At 34.1% G+C, this 3,894-nt stretch carries 3 protein-coding genes and 2 pseudogenes; 1 reads left to right on the forward strand and 4 read right to left on the reverse strand.

Annotation, left to right across the window (positions count from 1 at the left end):
- Positions 1 to 399: 399 nt before the first annotated feature.
- The 4 genes and pseudogenes from Wcon_RS12645 to Wcon_RS09685 all read right to left on the reverse strand — a co-directional run.
- Complete coding sequence (locus tag Wcon_RS12645) at positions 400 to 528, reverse strand: hypothetical protein (RefSeq protein ID WP_255565546.1); 129 nt, start codon at positions 526 to 528, stop codon at positions 400 to 402.
- A gap of 59 nt (positions 529 to 587) precedes the next feature.
- The gene (locus tag Wcon_RS09675) at positions 588 to 833 is read right to left on the reverse strand and encodes a hypothetical protein (RefSeq protein WP_114517832.1); all 246 of its coding nucleotides are present in this window, start codon (positions 831 to 833) and stop codon (positions 588 to 590) included.
- 146 nt (positions 834 to 979) lie between these two features.
- Positions 980 to 2,455 (reverse strand): recombinase family protein, encoded by a 1,476-nt coding sequence (locus Wcon_RS09680; protein WP_114517949.1) that lies wholly within the window; start codon positions 2,453 to 2,455, stop codon positions 980 to 982.
- Positions 2,448 to 2,612, reverse strand: a pseudogene (locus tag Wcon_RS09685) (DUF2924 domain-containing protein); the annotation flags it as partial. The pseudogene Wcon_RS09685 and the gene Wcon_RS09680, both read right to left, overlap by 8 nt.
- 222 nt (positions 2,613 to 2,834) lie before the next feature.
- Here Wcon_RS09685 and Wcon_RS09690 point away from each other — a divergent pair.
- Positions 2,835 to 3,823 (forward strand): annotated as a pseudogene (locus Wcon_RS09690) (IS110 family RNA-guided transposase).
- Positions 3,824 to 3,894: the final 71 nt, after the last annotated feature.

Consider the following 3,894-nt stretch of genomic DNA (forward strand, 5'->3'; position numbering starts at 1 on the left):
CAGCGAGTATAAGTAAAAATCATCTTTAATATGCTGACCATCTTTATTATATTTGTGTACTTCATAATAAAAGTTATCATCAACAAATTCTGAATCATTATTGAAAAAATCTATAAAATCTGTCATGATGTTAGCCTCTTTTATTAATAAACTACTAATAGTGTAACTAATATTTTTATATAAGTCAATATAAGTTAATTTATTAACTAAAATTTTGAACTAAACTCATAAGTAACTTGTCATTCCTTGCTGGAAAGATTTTCCTGCTTTTAACTATTTGTTAACATGTATCAAGATCTTCGCTATTTTATGTTAATATCCTTACATATTTGAGTATAAGTTTCTGTGAGCATTATTTATAAACGTTACAACACTAATCCATAAAACTTCTCTAATTGCTCACTCCATAGCATCGGTATTTCTCTTTTGAGCTTCCTCCATAACACAAGAAAAACTAACCTCTTTTTCAGCCAATGCCAGGCTAGTTTTTCTTTCAATTCTTAATTTGTTTTCAACTTGAATTATCATTTCCTATTGAAACAATGTTTATGGAATCACTCAAATCATACTACACTACACCAACTTGATCAGATAATAAGCACTTCCTCTTGCATAATTACTGGTGATCCATTTTCCGGCTCTATAAGGCACTTAAGTTTCTCTAATTCTGTATTATATTCAAGGCATCCAAGCTTTGCTGATATCAATTCAGCTTGCTCCATACACATAAGCTCCTGTAGATCTGGCTCCTCTGCCATTTTTGCCTGCTTAAAACAAGATTCTATTTCCTCTCTAAGTAGTTCTTTGCCTTTTAAAAAAGTTATTTTACTCATATAATCCTCTATTTGAAAAAAGCAAGTTATACAATAAAGTAACTAAAATAATCTAAATTCTTGCGTCATACTTACAGCTCTTTTTATTAACACTGCTTTATTTCCTAACCTATTCTTTGCACTTCGAATAAACTACTGTTAAAGGTTTAACCATAAAACTTCTCCAGTTGCTCACTCCATAGCATTAGTATTTTTCTCAAATCAACTAACTTCAAACCTCTTGGTTGTTTTCCACTCACTATGTCTTCTTTAATTTTTGGTGCTAAATAATTCAGCCTTAAAATTTGTTGTATTCGTCTTGTACCTATATTAATTTTTGCACTCAACTCTCCTACGCTTCCATATTTTCCTTCCTCTAATTGACGTTTCCACAAATGAGCTCTTACCACTGCTTTCAGTAGCGCATTATTTGTTTTGCCTTCTGGCTCGATCGCTGTGCATTTGTTTCCTTTCTTTTTTATTGGTATAAATTCCACCTTATCCTCTGAACTCATTTCTATTCCATCTTCTTTTACCATTACTCTCTTTATTAACTTTTTCACTACTTCTTTCTGTTTCCCAAAACTCCATTTTTCTTCGATCTTTTCTTTCCAATTTTCATATAGCTGCTCCGCTTTCTTTATCACTTCTTTTTCCACTTCTCCTGCTACTATTGTTCGATTTACTGATTCACAACTTTTTCCTCTTAAATGATTGTTGCATACGTAATATCGATATCTCTTATTCTCTTTTTTTGAGTACGTTAGCGTCATGTTTACTTCACAGCTCTTGCACTTAATTATTCCCCTAAGCAGCGCTTCCTCATATTTTGCTTTTCTATATGGCTGATTCCTTATCAATTCCTGCGCTTTTTGCCATTTTTCTTCCTCTATTATTGCTTCATGTTTTCCTTCATACTCTTTCTCATAATGTCTGATTTTTCCCATATATATTGGATTTGTTATTATTCTTCTCACCGTTGCCTTTTTAAAGATATCTGATTTTCCTTTCGTACGGTACCCCTGGCTATTTAACTCCCTTGCCAATTCTGCCATTGACTTCAGCTCCAAATATCTTTCAAATATATACCTTACCACTTTTGCTTCTTTTTCATTTACTATTAATTCTTTATCTTTTACATCATACCCTAGCGGTAAAGTTCCACCCATCCATATTCCGTGCTCTTTCGATGTTGCTATTTTATTTTTTACTCTCTCTACTATCATTTCTCTTTCTAGTTGTGCTGCCCCTGATAATACCGTTTGCACAAACTTTCCCATTGGCGTATTATTATCAAATATTTGTGTTACTGCTACAAAATTTACTCGGTGCCTTCTAAAAAATGATGTTACTTCGATGCTGTCTTTTGTTTCCCTTGATAGTCTGTCTAATGTATATACTACCACACAGTCCACTTCTCCTGCCTTTACATCTTCAAATAATTCCTTTATTGCTGGTCTTTCTAAATTCTTTCCTGAGAAACCTCCATCGTCGTACCTTTTTGCCAATACTACCCAGCCTTCTCTGCTCTTTATATATTTTTCACATGCTACTCGCTGCGCATCTAAACTGTTAAACTTTTGTTCTAGACCGTCTTCATTTGACTTTCTCGTATATATTCCACATCTTATCCCTTTACACATTTTCCCTTCCCTTTTGATCACGCAAACCAAATAGGAGCGGCCCATTGTAACTCATTCCCATTATTTTCCCTTCCACCGCTGATAATGACGTATAAAATTCTTCTCGGTAGATTAAACCCTTATCTGTTACCATTACCGCATGCGTCTCTTCCCCTCTTGTATCTTGTAAAAAGCATCTAATGTTTTAAGCTTAAGCATTAGGTGGAGGAGGGAAGAACTCTGTTTCTCCTCTTAGATATAAAATCTGTAAGAAAGATAAGAGTTCCCTCCTCAAAAGTATAGGCTGGACGGTATCGTAGAAAGACCTAAATGGCTCTAATTCTGTATCCACAAGGTTAGCCTTACTTTTCGTTTTAAATGGTAACGTATGGGGTTATATATGATCAACAACTTTCTTGGAATTGATGTATCAAAAGATCGCTTTGATGTTTTTCTTTCATTCATAAGTAAAAAAGAAAAGCGTGAAACTAGGAAAAGGAGCTTTAAGAACGATGATCTTGGGTTTCAAGGTCTGCTGAGTTTTCTACAAAAGCATAATGTGGAAGAAGTAAAGTCATGCATGTGGTTGTTATAGCGAAGCTTTGGCTGAATTTCTGCACAATGCTGGACATTTTGTTAGTGTTGTAAATCCTTATTGTATTAAATCTTATACAAGGAGTAAGCTCGTAAGACAAAAGAATGATCAGACTGATGCAGAAATTATTGCTGATTATTGCCAAAGACAGGAACCAACTCGTTGGACACCACCTTCTTCTGAAATGAAAAAATTAAAACATCTTTATCGTTGCTCAGTTGCGTTAAAAGAATTAGTAAATAACCACCTAGAAAAAAAAGAGAGACTGCCTAAAGAAGTTGCAAATGCTTGTTGCAACGAATATAGTTAAAAAAATAGAAATAATAAAAAACTCCATACGCAAACTATTAAAGCAGCACAAAGAATTGTTGGAAAATTTTCAGCTTCTATTGACTATTCCAGGAATAGGAGAGGAATCAGCAATGGCTATTTTAGCTGAAATCCCTGACATAAAAGCTTTTAGAGATGCCAGGCAATTGGCAGCATATACAGGAGTTATACCGAAAAATATAACATCAGGTTCATCTGTACATTCTAAACCAAGATTAAGTAAATCAGGTTCACAAACATTACGTAAGGCCCTTTTCTTTCCTGCCATAGTAGCCAAGAATCACAATCCTATCATTGTGAGTTTTTGCCAAAGACTAAAGAAGAAGGGTAAGCATAATATGGCAATTGTGGGAGCTGCAATGCGTAAGCTACTCCATATCATTTTCGGTATCCTGACATCCAAAAGTGCTTTTGATCCAAATCATATCAAGAATTACAGAACTAGGATGTTGACTGTAGTTTAAAATCAAAAAATGCTTCCAATCCATTCAACATATTCACTAACTGTAATCTGTGTACTGTTACACAATCAGAA

The sequence above is a fragment of the Wolbachia endosymbiont of Cylisticus convexus genome (genome assembly GCF_003344345.1).

Coding starts and splice junctions, on each gene's coding strand:
- Wcon_RS09680 (WP_114517949.1), bottom strand. CDS start 2,455: ATGTGTAAAGGGATAAGATGTGGAATATATACGAGAAAGTCAAATGAA.
- Wcon_RS12645 (WP_255565546.1), bottom strand. CDS start 528: ATGATAATTCAAGTTGAAAACAAATTAAGAATTGAAAGAAAAACTAGC.
- Wcon_RS09675 (WP_114517832.1), bottom strand. CDS start 833: ATGAGTAAAATAACTTTTTTAAAAGGCAAAGAACTACTTAGAGAGGAA.